Origin of the sequence: Bacillus sp. PSXD-155 (assembly GCF_049310765.1) — a bacterium.
GTDB classification, from domain to species: Bacteria; Bacillota; Bacilli; order Bacillales; family Bacillaceae_G; genus Bacillus_A; species Bacillus_A cereus.
Map to the genome: position 1 here is coordinate 247,817 of NZ_JBMOWC010000008.1, position 12,332 is coordinate 260,148.

Below are 12,332 nucleotides of genomic sequence, written 5' to 3' on the forward strand. Positions count from 1 at the left end.
TATGTAATTTGGTCGTTTTGTTTTTTAAAGTTTGTAGTCTTTCTTTAACTGTTCTAATGTTTCTAGACTACGCTCTGCAAAAGGTGAATCATCTTCAGAAAATGAATTCATTTGGGTTTCTAATGCTAATTTTAGTGACTTGGTATAATCCGGAATTTCTCCTTCATATTTTTTCACCATTTGCTCTGGAATGTTCGTCTGTTCACGGAAAGCTAAAGCGCGTCTTTCATGGAAAAATGGTACGTCAGCTTGTTTTACGTTATGTAAGTCACCTTGCACCGGATGTTTTAAAACAGCTAATACTTTTACGACGTAACTGCCAGGGCGGCTATTTGTAACTTCGCCGATGTATTTGCCAGTTTTATAAATACCAGTAACGATTTCACCAATTTCAAATGTTTCTCTCATATTTTTCACCTCAAGTTTATAGTAAGGAAAGTAGGAGAAGGAGTCAAAGAAATCATTCACTTTCGGAACGCCCCCTTGAGAATATGGATAGGTTCCACTATAATTTAAAGTTATATAACAGAAAATTCTGATGTTTTACAAATCCTATAATAAGGAGTGTTCTATATGATGCCTTTATATTTTCCGGAAGATAAAACAGAATATATTATTCCAGGGATTGTTTGCGTGCTATTTATAATTGGTGCCGTTGCTACGTGGCGTATGTTCATTCGTGTATCAAAACGCGAAGCGGAGCGATTACAGAAAGTTGAAGAAAAACTATTAGCTGAAAAGAAACAGTAACGCATTTTTGTATGTTTCCCTCTATGCTCGGACAATCTAAGGGCAGAATATATTTTGGAGGGAATGGAATGAAGAAACGGCTTTTTTTCAGTTGTTGTTTATTATTTCTGATGGCAGGTTGTGACCAAGGAAAGCCGAAAGAAATTGAAGTGAAATTACATAATGCTTCAGGAGATGAAGTAGGGACTGCGAAAGTAGTGCAGCAAACAAGTGGCGTGAAAATTACGATTAAAGGAGAAGGTTTCACGCCAGGACCACACGGACTACATGTACATGAAATCGGAGAGTGTAAGGCACCTCGTTTTGAATCATCCGGGAATCATTTTAATCCTGATGATAAAAAACATGGTCTTCTTAATCCGAAGGGTGCAGAAAACGGTGATTTACCGAACGTAGTTGCAGATGGTTCTGGGAAGATTAAAGCGGAAATCGATGCACCTCACATCACACTTGAAGAAGGAAAAACGACGATTCATAGAAAAGATGGAGCGTCTATTATTATTACAGAAAACCCTGATGATGGTATGACACAACCGACAGGTAAATCAGGCGATCGAATTGCTTGTGGTGTAATTGTAAAAAAAGCAGCGGATATGAAGAAAAAGTAAAAGCTACCGTGCTGGTAGCTTTTTTTGTGTAGTATAAGTGAAAATATATCAGCGATTATTGGAATATATCGACCGTAACTTGAAATATATCGACTTACCGACAAAATATGACAAAGGAGTCTGTCCAAGAATGATTAGGGGACAGACTCCTCTATTATTATGAAAACGTATGACGCAGTCTGTTCAAAATTTCTTCTAAAACAGATCGTGGACAGCCGATGTTAATTCGAATATGTTCTTCGCCACCTAACCCGTATTTCTCACCAGGTTCAACGATGATTTTTCCTTTTTCCTCAAGTAATGCAGTACGCTCGTTTTGAGAAAGCTTTAGACGAGAACAATCAATCCATAATAAAAAGCTACCTTCTGGCTTCGTTACGGAAAGAGCAGGTATGTGAGTTTTAATATATTCACAAGCAAATTGAGCATTATCTTCTATATATAATCGAATTTCGTTTAACCAATCATTACATTCTGTATAGGCACTTTGCATCGCTGTGTAGGCAAAGATATTTAACCCGTGGAAGCCTTGTCTATATTGGATAGCTGTAAAGGCGTGACGGAGTTTTTCGTTTGGAATGATAATAATCGAAGCTTGTAATCCAGCGATATTAAATGTTTTACTTGGAGCCATACAAGTGATAGTGCGCTCTGCTAATTCTTCAGATAAGGAAGCGAACGGCGTATGTGTATGGTCTGCATAAATGATATCGGAATGAATTTCATCCGCGACAACGATAACGTCATATTTAGTACATAACAATCCGAGCTGCACAAGTTCCTCTTTCGTCCAAACGCGTCCGATTGGGTTATGAGGGCTACAAAGAAGCATGAGTTTGACACCTTGCTGAAACTGCTTTTCTAAATGCTCGAAGTCTATCACATATGTATCATTTTGTTTCTGTAATGGACTCACGCATAACTGCCTGTTGTTTGTTGTGACCATTTCGAAAAATGGAGGATAAATAGGTGGTTGTACGAGAACGGATTCGTTTTCTTTTGTGAAAGCCTGTATGCTCGTACTAAGAGCTGGAACGATCCCCGCGCTAAAAACAATCCATTCTTTTTGAATGTCCCAGTTATATTGTTTTTTTGTCCAGTTACAAATAATATCTCCAATATTTTCGGGAGGAAGTGTATAGCCGAAAATAGGATGCTCAATACGTTTCTTTAAAGCAGTTTGAATTTGTGTTGGTACTTCAAAATCCATATCAGCAATCCAAGCATGGATAAGTTCTTCGTTTTTATATGTATCCCATTTTATACTATGCGTTCCACGTCGATTGATTGCTTTATGAAATAGTTGCATACGTTTGCCCCCTTCTTCTGTAAAACCAATAAGTTATGAAAGTTCTCTCTCTTCTTATAGAATAGCTGATGTGATAGGATAAAGAAAAGTATTAAAAAGTGAAAAGGCGGGAAGCGAATGGGTACATATGAAAAGATGATAGAGGTTGTGAAGAATTGGGATCCGTTTCAAATGGGACCGGAGTTTTATGAAACAGAAGCGAGCGATGTTGTGAACGTCATAAGTGTGTTTGATGATCCAAAATACATCGCAAAGAAGATTCAACATATATACTTTATGTCTTTTGAGGAAGTACCTGCGCTTGAAAAATGTGAGAAATTAGCTGTGGAATTACTTGTAATAAAAGAAGGCGGAAGCTGTTCATTATAGGCTGTCGGAATTTCCGACGGCCTTTTTTATATTATCCCACTATTTGCCGGGGAGTAAGACCCCCACCTCAAAATTCAGCAGAAGCAAAGAAGTTAGGTGGGGGCTAATTAAAGTTTCACTTTATTGCGCAGAAAAAGCGATAATTTCTTCATAAACATGTTCAGGCTTTTCTTCAGGTAGTAAATGTCCTGTATTTTCGTAAGAAATAAATTTTGAATTCGGTAAATCTTTGTGTAGACGATGACCTACATGTACAGGGACGACGCGGTCTTTTTCACCCCAAATGAGTAGTGTAGGTGTTTCGATTTTTTGTAATTCAGTTGAAGATAAGTCACCTTCACGGTCTCGTATCATGCGAGTTAAAGCGGGAAATATACGGTCGTCATAAAAAGGAGCGGAGTAACCTTTTTTCATTTCATCGTCAATTAATGAGTGATCATGAACGACATTCATTAAGTTATGAACAATACCGCGTCTAATAATCCAGTTCTTTACGTATAAATGAAAGAACGGTAAATAAGAAGAGTATAGTAAAGGTAAGGTTGCGCGTGCTAAATAGCTAGAGCTGCATAGTAAAATCGTTTTTGAAATGAGTTCAGGACGTATACGGTTTACATAGAGAGAAATTTGCCCACCCATAGAGTGCCCAACTAATACAATGTTTGAGAGAGATAAATGTTCAATTAAATCAATAATAATCGTTGCTAAATTGTGATAAGAATACTTAAACAGATGAGACTTATCACTTTTTCCGAACGGTGGTAAATCAAGAGCAATCACTGTTCCTGCTTTCGATAGTAAGGGAATGAGACGACGGTAACTGAATGAGGAAGATAAAAAGCCGTGAACGAGTACGAAAGTAGGACGTTCTGTTTTGTTATCGTGTTCATACAATTCGTAATGAATAGTAGTGCCGCGAGTGGAAAAAGTGAAATAAGGACAAGTATATTCGTGATTCATTTTTTGTCACTCCATTGATTTTTGTTCATATCATCTCCAAGGAAGAAGAAAATATGTTAACAAAAAAAGGCAAGATGACGACGTCATCTTGCCTTTCGTTTATTCAGTATTACCCGCGAACAATATTAGGCGGTGTTTTTCCTTGTAATCCTGCAACTAAATTTTCAGCGGCGGTCATAGCCATTTGCTGCCTAGTTTTTAATGTTGCAGATCCGATGTGTGGTAAAGTTACAATATTTTGTAATGATAAGAGTGGATTATCTTTTTGAATCGGCTCTTGTGTAAATGTATCGATACCTGCTGCAAAGATTTTCTTTTCTGTTAAAGCATGGATTAACGCTTCTTCATCTACTGTTTTCCCGCGAGAAGCATTAATGAAGATTGCTGTTTCTTTCATTAATGAAAATTCCTTTTCTCCAATAAGGTGATATGTTTCATCTGTTAATGGAGTAAGAAGAACAATAAAGTCAGACTGCTTCAGTAGCGTTTGTAAATCACAATATGTAGCATCGAATTTTTGTTCAGCTTCTTCTTTACGACGGCGGTTATAGTAAAGAACATTCATATCAAATCCGAATTTTGCTCGTTTTGCAACGGCTTCTCCAATTCGGCCCATACCGATAATACCAATTGTGCTATGGTGTACATCTAGTCCGAAGTGTTCTTTTCCGATTTCAGCGTTCCATTCACCATTTTTCACGTAAGAATCGAGTTCGCAAACGCGGCGCCCAGCTGATAGCATAAGGGCGAAAACGAGATCAGCTACTGTATCATCTAATACGTATGGTGTATTCGTTCCGATAACATTTCGGTTTTTCATCGCTTGTAAATCAAAATTATCGTAACCGACAGAAATGTTGCTCACTACTTTTAAGTTAGGAGCCACTGTCAGTAATTCTTCATTAATAGCAGATCCGAAATTTAATAACCCATCTTTATCTTGTATTTTCTCTAATAGAACATCACGAGGTACTTTCTCATTTTGATCCCATTTTTCATAATCACAGTGTTCTGATAAATAGTTTTCTACAAATGTTGGAACTGGTTCAGCAATATAAACTTTTGGTTTCACGGTTCCATCCCCTTTCGCTTTATCACGCATTTTTCCGCTGATTAAAGTTTCACTTTATTTTGACATAATTCAATAGAAAAATCTTCTTTTCAAACTGGAAAGGGTATTTGTATAATTTAGACACAAACGAAAAGGAAGGATGATTTATATGGTGACAGAAAAAGAATTAGAATTATTAGCTTGTCTTGAAAAGAGTAGTCGATTATCTGTAGATACATTAGCGAAGCTGTTAAATATAGAGGTAGAAGAAGTAAAGAAGATGGTTGCGAGGTTAGAAAATGAAAAGATTATTGTGGATTATGTAACACATATTGATTGGACGAAGGTGAAAGAACATACAGGTTTAACGGCAATGATCGATGTGAAAGTTACGCCAAAGCATGGCGTTGGGTTTGATGCGGTTGCTGAACAAATTTATCGTTATTCAGAAGTGAAATCCGTTTATTTAATGTCAGGGACATATGATCTTTCTATTACATTAGAAGGGAAAACGATGGGAGAAGTAGCGATGTTTGTTTCTGAGAAATTAGCAACAATTGAATCTGTTGTTTCTACAACTACTCATTTCATTTTGAAGAAGTATAAACATGAGGGTGTTATTTATGAAAAAGACGATGATGATAAGCGAATTGTGGTGACACCATGAAGCAATTTGAACTATCTAGATCAGCAGAATCTTTAAAACCATCTGGTATTCGAAAATTTTTTGATTTAGCAGCAAATATGAAAGGTGTTATTTCCCTCGGGGTAGGAGAGCCGGATTTTGTTACACCTTGGAATGTAAGGCAAGCATGTATTCGTTCTTTGGAACAAGGGTATACGTCATATACAGCAAATGCAGGATTATTGGAGCTCCGTCAAGAAATAGCAAAGTATCTAAAAAAACAATTTGCAGTATCTTATGATCCAAGTGATGAAATCATTGTTACAGTTGGAGCGAGCCAGGCGTTAGATGTAGCGATGCGCGCCATTATAAATCCTGATGATGAAGTGCTCATTATTGAACCGAGCTTCGTTTCTTATGCACCACTTGTGACATTAGCTGGAGGAGTTCCGGTTCCTGTGGCGACTACGTTAGAAAACGAGTTTAAAGTACAACCAGAACAAATTGAAGCAGCTATTACAGCGAAAACAAAGGCAATTTTGCTTTGTTCACCAAATAACCCGACAGGTGCAATGCTAAATAAATCCGAGCTTGAAGAAATAGCAGTGATTGTTGAGAAGTACAATTTAATCGTATTATCTGATGAAATTTATGCAGAACTTGTATACGACGAAGTATATACAAGTTTCGCGAGTATTAAAAATATGCGTGAGCATACGATTTTAATTTCAGGATTTTCAAAAGGATTTGCGATGACAGGATGGCGCCTCGGTATGATTGCATCTCCTGTTCAATTTTCAGAATTAATGCTCAAAATCCATCAGTATTCAATGATGTGTGCACCGACGATGTCTCAGTTTGCAGCACTTGAGGCGTTACGTGCAGGGAACGATGAAGTAATTCGAATGAGAGATAGCTATAAGAAGCGTCGTAACTTCATGACGACATCTTTCAATGAAATGGGCTTAACGTGTCATGTGCCGGGCGGAGCATTTTATGTTTTTCCTTCTATATCTTCAACCGGATTATCTTCAGCGGAATTTGCAGAACAGTTATTGTTGGAAGAAAAAGTGGCCGTTGTCCCTGGTAGCGTATTTGGCGAAAGTGGTGAAGGATTTATTCGTTGTTCATATGCGACGTCGCTTGAACAACTTATGGAAGCGATGAAGAGAATGGAACGATTTGTAGAAAATAAAAAAAGGACAAAACGTAATACGCTTTGTCCATAAAAGGGGGGGAATACTAGAAAGCCATGTGTTAGTAGTCTATCCCAATATTGGAGAATTATACTTCTTTAAGGGAAATTTTTCATGAATTTTGAATGAGTTCTGTCATAGTGGTATAATTTACTAATATAAGGTATACGCATTCTAGATATCATTATCTAGAATGCGTACTAACCAATCGGATATTTAAAATAAATATATCTGCTTTGCTCTCTATAATTGTAGAGAGAATGGTAAACGTATGGGAGTGTTTCATATGTCAGAACAATATACAACAGGAGTGGTTGTAACAGGGAAAGTGACTGGAATTCAAGATTACGGTGCATTTGTAGCGTTAGATGCAGAAACACAAGGACTTGTGCATATATCTGAAATTACAAATGGATATGTAAAGGATATTCATGACTTTTTAAAAGTCGGCGATACAGTAGAAGTAAAGGTACTTTCAATTGATGAAGAGCACAGAAAAATGAGTTTATCGTTAAAAGCGGCGAAAAGAAAACAAGGAAGGATTCTTATACCGAACCCATCTGAAAACGGATTTAATACGCTGCGAGAAAAGTTGGCAGAATGGATTGAAGAGTCCGAGTTAACAAAGTAAAAGAGGAACGCATATGAGCGTTCCTCTTTTACTTTATCTTATGATATATATTTGCAAATATGATTGCATGCAATCATATTCGTATGTCGGAGGTGAAAGGACATACTGATTATCGAATTTCGTTTGTTTCTGGGTGCGTACCAAGATTTTCAGATGGTTTAAACAGTAAACCAAGGTTGATAAGCCCAGATATACCAACGATGCCGTAAATAATACGTGCAAGAGCTGAATTTTGTCCGCCGAAAATGGCTGCTACTAAGTCAAACTGGAAAAATCCGATTAGTCCCCAGTTCACAGCGCCAATTACAGTAAAGACTAATGCGATACGTTGCAAAGTACTCATGAAAAAGCCCCCCTTAATTGTGAAGCATGAGCAAGCGATGAGTTAATTAACTCTTTTATAGAATGGGGTAGTTATGTTGTTTTTATACATAAAAAATGTTCGAAAGAGGATGTATATACATCTATACCGAAAAATGCGAATTTTTATGCAAAAAATGAACTTTTTCTAAAAAATATATATTGGTTACGTTTACAATGGTTGAATCGCTTGATTTACAACTTCAGTTTCGCTAAAGTGAATACAGAAATACATATCCATAATTGGAGGGAAAAAGATGAGTACACATGTAACGTTCGACTATTCTAAAGCGTTATCCTTCATCGGTGAACATGAAATCACTTATTTACGTGATGCAGTGAAAGTAACACATCATGCAATCCACGAAAAAACTGGAGCTGGGAACGATTTCCTTGGGTGGGTAGACCTTCCGCTTCAATATGACAAAGAAGAATTCGCTCGCATTCAAAAATGCGCAGAAAAAATTAAAAACGACTCTGACATTTTACTTGTTGTAGGTATTGGTGGTTCTTACCTAGGAGCACGCGCAGCAATCGAAATGTTAAGCCATTCTTTCTACAACACGCTATCTAAAGAACAACGTAAAACTCCACAAGTGCTATTTGTTGGACAAAACATTAGCTCCACTTACATGAAAGATTTAATGGACGTATTAGAAGGTAAAGACTTCTCTATTAACGTTATTTCCAAATCAGGTACAACAACAGAGCCAGCACTAGCATTCCGTATTTTCCGTAAGTTATTAGAAGAGAAGTATGGAAAAGAAGAAGCTCGCAAACGTATTTATGCAACTACAGATAAAGCACGTGGTGCATTAAAAACATTAGCTGATAACGAAGGTTACGAAACATTCGTTATTCCAGATGATGTTGGAGGACGTTTCTCTGTATTAACGCCAGTTGGTTTATTACCAATCGCAGTAAGTGGCTTAAATATTGAAGAGATGATGAAAGGTGCAGCTGCTGGTCATGATGACTTCGGAACATCAGAACTAGCAGAAAACCCAGCTTACCAATACGCAGTAGTTCGTAACGCTTTATACAATAAAGGAAAAACAATTGAAATGCTTGTTAACTATGAGCCAGCACTTCAATACTTCGCTGAGTGGTGGAAACAGTTATTTGGTGAAAGTGAAGGAAAAGATCAAAAAGGTATTTTCCCATCTTCAGCAAACTTCTCAACTGACTTACACTCATTAGGTCAATACGTTCAAGAAGGTCGTCGTGACTTATTTGAAACAGTTCTTAAAGTAGGTAAATCTACACATGAACTAACAATCGAATTAGAAGACAACGATTTAGACGGATTAAACTACCTTGCTGGTGAAACTGTAGACTTCGTAAACACAAAAGCATACGAAGGTACATTACTTGCACATAGCGACGGGGGAGTACCAAATTTAATCGTAAATATTCCTGAATTAAATGAGTACACATTCGGTTACCTTGTATACTTCTTCGAAAAAGCATGTGCGATGAGCGGCTACTTATTAGGCGTAAATCCATTTGACCAACCTGGCGTAGAAGCATACAAGAAAAACATGTTTGCTTTACTTGGTAAACCAGGATTTGAAGAATTAAAAGCAGAATTAGAAGAGCGTTTAAAATAATAAAAAGCGACCGGATTCCGGTCGCTTTTTATTATTTTATCGAAAAGTCCATCAGTATATTCAAACTAGAGTGGGTATGCTAAAGGAAAAGTCTTGGAGGGATGGACTTGATTCCGATTCAATCAAATTTAGAAGGACGTACATATGCGTTATATAAATTAGAAGAGGTTATGAAACCACTTGGATATAGTATTGGTGGTAATTGGGATTATGATAAAGGATGCTTCGATTACAAAATCGATGAAGAAGATGGGTATCAATTTTTACGAGTGCCGTTTACAGCAGTAGATGGTGAACTAGATGTACCTGGTGTAGTAGTCCGTCTTGAAACGCCGTATATTCTTTCGCACGTATATCAAGACGAACTAGATGATAATGTGAATACTTTAACCGCGGGAACGAGTGGGATGGATCAATTTGCTGAACCGAAAGATCCAGATGCAGAAGTGAAAAGAAAATATATCAATATTGGAAAAGTGCTCATGCGGGAACTAGAAAAACATTTTCTTAATGGTGAATAACAATGAGTACGTCGCTTTCGATAAGAATGAAAGTATGGACTGGGTTAATCATATATTGATCGTCGCGCTTTATACCTAGTAAGAGAATGTTTTGTTTTAAAAGGGTATAGCTACAATTTGCAAAGGTTTGTCCGGTGCAGGACGGAGAAAGCTCCATCAGTTGTAATTTATTATCAGAGATTTCATCGTAAAGTGAGAATAGTACACCTGAAATAGAAGGGAATAAAAGAGAAGCGGTAAATACATAACTCGTTAATTTATTTCCTTCTATAATTTCTGACGCGCCAGCTCTCGTTGCATTTTGAATTTGTTCAGTAGTAAGTAGTTCTGCGATGCAGTGAATGTTTGGATTGAGTCCTTTTGCAGTTAAAATATTTAAAATGGATTGTGTATCTGCTAAGCTTTCGTTCTTTTCTTTATCCGCTGTTATTAATATGGTGTGTGCCGTTTTAATATTAGCTTTTAATAAAGTTTGATCGTGGTGCGGACAACCTTTTATAAATTCTAAATGATGAAATGGTTTTGGGAGTAAAGAAAGTGTTTCATCAATTAAAACGATATCAAGGTTTGGTTGTAATACATGCATTTGCTTTACAACATGTTTTGCACGCTCATTCCAGCCAACGATAATCATATGACCGTTAGAGGTAGCGGCTTCTTCACCTTTAATTTTCATATATTGTTTACTGATCATCTCAGTAGCGAATAGAACCATATAATAAGAACAAAAGCCAGTTCCTAATAAAATAATACTTATACCTATTAGTTTTCCTATCGTTGTATGGGGAGCAAAGTCGCCATATCCAACTGTAAAAATGGTAACGATTGACCACCAAATTCCGTCAAACCATGTAGTGAAATGAGAGGGTTCTAATCTATGTATAAGAAAACCAGAAAAAGCAGTGAATACAATAATAAAACAAATTAAACGAAAAATAATGGAATCACGAAATGTATCTACTAAATTCGGACGGGATTTCAATAGTAAATTCCTCCTTGTTTTGCAGGACTACATTCATTGTTACCATTATAGAAAAAAGAAAAACTCTCTAATTAAAGAGAGTTTGTTTTATGCTACATACTTTCCACTTCAGTTTGTTGGACACTTTCAAGATGTTGAAGAGCATAGTAAACATCAGCAGTAGGTCTTTTTTGATCAATGGACAGTTTAAGATGTAAATAGTGAGAACCGTTTTCTAATGTTTTAAGCTTCATATTCTTAACTTTTATATCCATTTCCTTTATTTCTTCAATTACGATTGGGATATTGTCCATATTTCGTACAACAAGTTTCACAGCGATATCACGTTGACGAAATGACCTAGGGCCTACATATTTCATCGCGAGTGGTATAAGTTCGACACTAATCATAAGGAAACACATTCCGAAAATCGCCTCGATATAGAAACCAGCTCCAACGGCAATACCAATACCAGAAGCACCCCAGATCATAGCGGCAGTCGTGAGTCCTGCAATGCTATCGTTGCCTCTTCTTAAAATTACGCCAGCACCTAAAAAACCAATTCCTGATACAATTTGAGCGGCAAGTCGAAGTGGATCCATATTCATATGATCGGTATGTGGTAAGTTATAAGCTGCTTTAATAGAAACAATCGTTAGGAGGCAACTAATAATAGAAATAACTAAACACGTTTTTAAACCAAGTGGTTTCCGTTTTAATTCGCGTTCTAAACCAATGGCAAACCCTAAAATAGCCGAGAGACCTAGTTTGATTAATAAATCGGTATAGTCCATATATATTCCTCCTTGTATGATATGGTATATGAATAAAACGCTTAGTATAGAAAGAAACGTTTTTTGATAGAGTAACTTTATATAAAATATATGTAGGAATTACTCATACATGAAAGAGATATTTCGTTTAAGTATATGATATTAAAAAAGAAATGTGGGCAGTTTTAAAAAAAGTTTATAAAAGGTGTTGCATTTCATTTTTCACCATGATATATTAATAACCGTCGCTGATGCGGAAACGCAGAAAACGACAAAAAAAGAAATTGAAAAACTTAGTTGACATCGAAAAACGAAGATGTTAACATAAGGAAGTCGCAAATGAGCGACCAAGTAGTTCTTTGAAAACTGAACGAAACAAACAACGTGAAACGTCAATTTTTATTTTTAGATGCTAGACAAACTAACTTTATTGGAGAGTTTGATCCTGGCTCAGGATGAACGCTGGCGGCGTGCCTAATACATGCAAGTCGAGCGAATGGATTGAGAGCTTGCTCTCAAGAAGTTAGCGGCGGACGGGTGAGTAACACGTGGGTAACCTGCCCATAAGACTGGGATAACTCCGGGAAACCGGGGCTAATACCGGATAA

Annotated in this window: 15 protein-coding genes and 1 rRNA gene; 9 read left to right on the top strand and 7 right to left on the bottom strand. The window is 36.8% G+C overall.

Annotated elements, in window-relative coordinates; all coding sequences use genetic code 11:
* Nucleotides 1-24: 24 nt before the first annotated feature.
* On the bottom strand, nucleotides 25-408 hold the full coding sequence (locus ACO6VI_RS12425) for a kinase-associated lipoprotein B (RefSeq protein WP_063549376.1): 384 nt from the start codon (nucleotides 406-408) through the stop codon (nucleotides 25-27).
* A 165-nt stretch (nucleotides 409-573) separates the two neighbouring features.
* Between ACO6VI_RS12425 and ACO6VI_RS12430 the strand changes: the two genes are divergently transcribed.
* Both ACO6VI_RS12430 and sodC read left to right on the top strand, forming a co-directional pair.
* On the top strand, nucleotides 574-750 hold the full coding sequence (locus ACO6VI_RS12430) for a hypothetical protein (protein ID WP_000982763.1): 177 nt from the start codon (nucleotides 574-576) through the stop codon (nucleotides 748-750).
* Nucleotides 751-818: 68 nt separating this feature from the next.
* On the top strand, nucleotides 819-1,358 hold the full coding sequence (sodC, locus tag ACO6VI_RS12435; RefSeq protein WP_023523265.1) for a superoxide dismutase [Cu-Zn]: 540 nt from the start codon (nucleotides 819-821) through the stop codon (nucleotides 1,356-1,358).
* A gap of 157 nt (nucleotides 1,359-1,515) precedes the next feature.
* On the opposite strand, the gene ACO6VI_RS12440 is transcribed toward sodC, so the two are convergent.
* Nucleotides 1,516-2,667, bottom strand: a complete 1,152-nt coding sequence (locus ACO6VI_RS12440) for a MalY/PatB family protein (RefSeq protein WP_001175830.1) — start codon at nucleotides 2,665-2,667, stop codon at nucleotides 1,516-1,518.
* Nucleotides 2,668-2,784: 117 nt separating this feature from the next.
* On the opposite strand from ACO6VI_RS12440, the gene ACO6VI_RS12445 reads away from it, so the two are divergent.
* On the top strand, nucleotides 2,785-3,036 hold the full coding sequence (locus ACO6VI_RS12445; protein ID WP_000537641.1) for a YugE family protein: 252 nt from the start codon (nucleotides 2,785-2,787) through the stop codon (nucleotides 3,034-3,036).
* 120 nt (nucleotides 3,037-3,156) lie between these two features.
* On the opposite strand, the gene ACO6VI_RS12450 is transcribed toward ACO6VI_RS12445, so the two are convergent.
* Both ACO6VI_RS12450 and ACO6VI_RS12455 read right to left on the bottom strand, forming a co-directional pair.
* Nucleotides 3,157-3,996 carry an alpha/beta fold hydrolase gene (locus ACO6VI_RS12450; RefSeq protein ID WP_001015204.1) on the bottom strand — a complete coding sequence of 280 codons (840 nt, stop codon included), beginning with the start codon at nucleotides 3,994-3,996 and terminating at the stop codon, nucleotides 3,157-3,159.
* A 109-nt stretch (nucleotides 3,997-4,105) separates the two neighbouring features.
* Nucleotides 4,106-5,098: a 2-hydroxyacid dehydrogenase gene (locus ACO6VI_RS12455; RefSeq protein WP_063548923.1), complete on the bottom strand. Its 993-nt coding sequence runs from the start codon at nucleotides 5,096-5,098 to the stop codon at nucleotides 4,106-4,108.
* Nucleotides 5,099-5,216: 118 nt separating this feature from the next.
* Between ACO6VI_RS12455 and ACO6VI_RS12460 the strand changes: the two genes are divergently transcribed.
* The 3 genes from ACO6VI_RS12460 (at nucleotide 5,217) to yugI (ending at nucleotide 7,499) form a co-directional block, all read left to right on the top strand.
* The gene (locus ACO6VI_RS12460; protein WP_000255696.1) at nucleotides 5,217-5,714 is read left to right on the top strand and encodes an Lrp/AsnC family transcriptional regulator; all 498 of its coding nucleotides are present in this window, start codon (nucleotides 5,217-5,219) and stop codon (nucleotides 5,712-5,714) included.
* Entirely contained in the window at nucleotides 5,711-6,901 is a 1,191-nt protein-coding gene (locus ACO6VI_RS12465; protein ID WP_063548921.1) for an aminotransferase, read from the top strand. Before ACO6VI_RS12460 ends, ACO6VI_RS12465 begins: the two co-directional genes overlap by 4 nt.
* A gap of 253 nt (nucleotides 6,902-7,154) precedes the next feature.
* On the top strand, nucleotides 7,155-7,499 hold the full coding sequence (gene yugI / locus ACO6VI_RS12470; RefSeq protein ID WP_000003764.1) for a S1 domain-containing post-transcriptional regulator GSP13: 345 nt from the start codon (nucleotides 7,155-7,157) through the stop codon (nucleotides 7,497-7,499).
* Between the two features lie 109 nt (nucleotides 7,500-7,608).
* On the opposite strand, the gene ACO6VI_RS12475 is transcribed toward yugI, so the two are convergent.
* Nucleotides 7,609-7,842, bottom strand: a complete 234-nt coding sequence (locus ACO6VI_RS12475; RefSeq protein WP_000105788.1) for a DUF378 domain-containing protein — start codon at nucleotides 7,840-7,842, stop codon at nucleotides 7,609-7,611.
* Nucleotides 7,843-8,116: 274 nt separating this feature from the next.
* Here ACO6VI_RS12475 and ACO6VI_RS12480 point away from each other — a divergent pair, with 274 nt between their 5' ends.
* On the top strand, nucleotides 8,117-9,469 hold the full coding sequence (locus tag ACO6VI_RS12480) for a glucose-6-phosphate isomerase (protein WP_000103663.1): 1,353 nt from the start codon (nucleotides 8,117-8,119) through the stop codon (nucleotides 9,467-9,469).
* A 107-nt stretch (nucleotides 9,470-9,576) separates the two neighbouring features.
* Complete coding sequence (locus ACO6VI_RS12485; protein WP_000612347.1) at nucleotides 9,577-9,990, top strand: YugN-like family protein; 414 nt, start codon at nucleotides 9,577-9,579, stop codon at nucleotides 9,988-9,990.
* On the opposite strand, the gene ACO6VI_RS12490 is transcribed toward ACO6VI_RS12485, so the two are convergent.
* Nucleotides 9,977-10,972 carry a potassium channel family protein gene (locus ACO6VI_RS12490; RefSeq protein ID WP_000842316.1) on the bottom strand — a complete coding sequence of 332 codons (996 nt, stop codon included), beginning with the start codon at nucleotides 10,970-10,972 and terminating at the stop codon, nucleotides 9,977-9,979. The two genes, ACO6VI_RS12485 and ACO6VI_RS12490, sit on opposite strands and share 14 nt — an antisense overlap.
* A 92-nt stretch (nucleotides 10,973-11,064) precedes the next feature.
* On the bottom strand, nucleotides 11,065-11,745 hold the full coding sequence (locus ACO6VI_RS12495; protein WP_000386677.1) for an MgtC/SapB family protein: 681 nt from the start codon (nucleotides 11,743-11,745) through the stop codon (nucleotides 11,065-11,067).
* Nucleotides 11,746-12,151: 406 nt separating this feature from the next.
* On the opposite strand from ACO6VI_RS12495, the gene ACO6VI_RS12500 reads away from it, so the two are divergent.
* A 16S ribosomal RNA gene (locus ACO6VI_RS12500) occupies nucleotides 12,152-12,332 on the top strand; the annotation flags it as partial.

Bases quoted from the DNA above. Each gene is read 5' to 3' on its own strand.
- ACO6VI_RS12425 (WP_063549376.1), bottom strand. From the start codon at position 408: ATGAGAGAAACATTTGAAATTGGTGAAATCGTTACTGGTATTTATAAA.
- ACO6VI_RS12430 (WP_000982763.1), top strand. From the start codon at position 574: ATGATGCCTTTATATTTTCCGGAAGATAAAACAGAATATATTATTCCA.
- sodC (WP_023523265.1), top strand. From the start codon at position 819: ATGAAGAAACGGCTTTTTTTCAGTTGTTGTTTATTATTTCTGATGGCA.
- ACO6VI_RS12440 (WP_001175830.1), bottom strand. From the start codon at position 2,667: ATGCAACTATTTCATAAAGCAATCAATCGACGTGGAACGCATAGTATA.
- ACO6VI_RS12445 (WP_000537641.1), top strand. From the start codon at position 2,785: ATGGGTACATATGAAAAGATGATAGAGGTTGTGAAGAATTGGGATCCG.
- ACO6VI_RS12450 (WP_001015204.1), bottom strand. From the start codon at position 3,996: ATGAATCACGAATATACTTGTCCTTATTTCACTTTTTCCACTCGCGGC.
- ACO6VI_RS12455 (WP_063548923.1), bottom strand. From the start codon at position 5,098: ATGCGTGATAAAGCGAAAGGGGATGGAACCGTGAAACCAAAAGTTTAT.
- ACO6VI_RS12460 (WP_000255696.1), top strand. From the start codon at position 5,217: ATGGTGACAGAAAAAGAATTAGAATTATTAGCTTGTCTTGAAAAGAGT.
- ACO6VI_RS12465 (WP_063548921.1), top strand. From the start codon at position 5,711: ATGAAGCAATTTGAACTATCTAGATCAGCAGAATCTTTAAAACCATCT.
- yugI (WP_000003764.1), top strand. From the start codon at position 7,155: ATGTCAGAACAATATACAACAGGAGTGGTTGTAACAGGGAAAGTGACT.
- ACO6VI_RS12475 (WP_000105788.1), bottom strand. From the start codon at position 7,842: ATGAGTACTTTGCAACGTATCGCATTAGTCTTTACTGTAATTGGCGCT.
- ACO6VI_RS12480 (WP_000103663.1), top strand. From the start codon at position 8,117: ATGAGTACACATGTAACGTTCGACTATTCTAAAGCGTTATCCTTCATC.
- ACO6VI_RS12495 (WP_000386677.1), bottom strand. From the start codon at position 11,745: ATGGACTATACCGATTTATTAATCAAACTAGGTCTCTCGGCTATTTTA.